An 890-nucleotide genomic window follows, 5' to 3' on the forward strand; every position below is an offset into this window, starting at 1 on the left:
ATAATCGAGGCTCGATATTTGAAAGTCAAGCTGCGAATTTAGTTTCGCTTCGTGAATGAAGAATAGGAAGTTCGGATTGAATGGGAACTCGAAATGGGCCTGTAGCTCAGTTGGTTAGAGCGCACGACTGATAATCGTGAGGTCGATGGTTCGAATCCATCTAGGCCCACCACTATGACGCTGGAAAGCAGAGACCGGAGGTCAGAAATGACTTGCAACCCGGTAATGGATCTGAATCTGGCATCTATATCGGACATTTTAAAATGGGGGTTTAGCTCAGCTGGGAGAGCACCTGCCTTGCAAGCAGGGGGTCAGCGGTTCGATCCCGCTAACCTCCACCAATTAAATGTGATGTTCTTTGAAAACTGCATAGAGAAATAAATCTAGTAAAAGTCGAAAGAATTCACTTCAATAGGTTTGTAATGAACGTATTGAATAAACCTAGAAGTAGCAAGAATTAGGTCAAGCTACTAAGGGCGTACGGTGGATGCCTAGGCGCTAAGAGTCGATGAAGGGCGCGGTTAACAGCGAAATGCCACGGGGAGTCGTAAGCAGGCTTTGATCCGTGGATACCCGAATGGGGCAACCCAACCGGAGTCATATCTGGTTATCGTTAACTGAATACATAGGTTAACGAAGGCAACCCGGGGAACTGAAACATCTAAGTACCCGGAGGAAGAGAAAGAATAATCGATTCCCTGAGTAGCGGCGAGCGAAACGGGAAGAGCCCAAACCATACTCGAGATTCGAGGTTCGAAATTCGAGGTACGAGATCAGGTCATTCTAAAGGGTCATAAAGACCTGTAAGAATAGCTTGAATCGAATATCGAACATCGTATTTCGAATCTCGAGTATGGGGTTGTAGGACCCTCTATTAAGAATGATTTCCT

Annotated in this window: 2 tRNA genes and 1 rRNA gene; all 3 read left to right on the plus strand. The window is 45.8% G+C overall.

The window, feature by feature from the left end:
• Positions 1–95: 95 nt before the first annotated feature.
• Positions 96–172, plus strand: a tRNA-Ile gene (locus UF75_RS25770).
• A gap of 93 nt (positions 173–265) precedes the next feature.
• Positions 266–341 (plus strand) — tRNA-Ala (locus tag UF75_RS25775).
• Between the two features lie 119 nt (positions 342–460).
• Positions 461–890, plus strand: a 23S ribosomal RNA gene (locus UF75_RS29555); the annotation flags it as partial.

Source organism: Desulfosporosinus sp. I2, from assembly GCF_000960765.1.
Classification (GTDB): domain Bacteria; phylum Bacillota; class Desulfitobacteriia; order Desulfitobacteriales; family Desulfitobacteriaceae; genus Desulfosporosinus.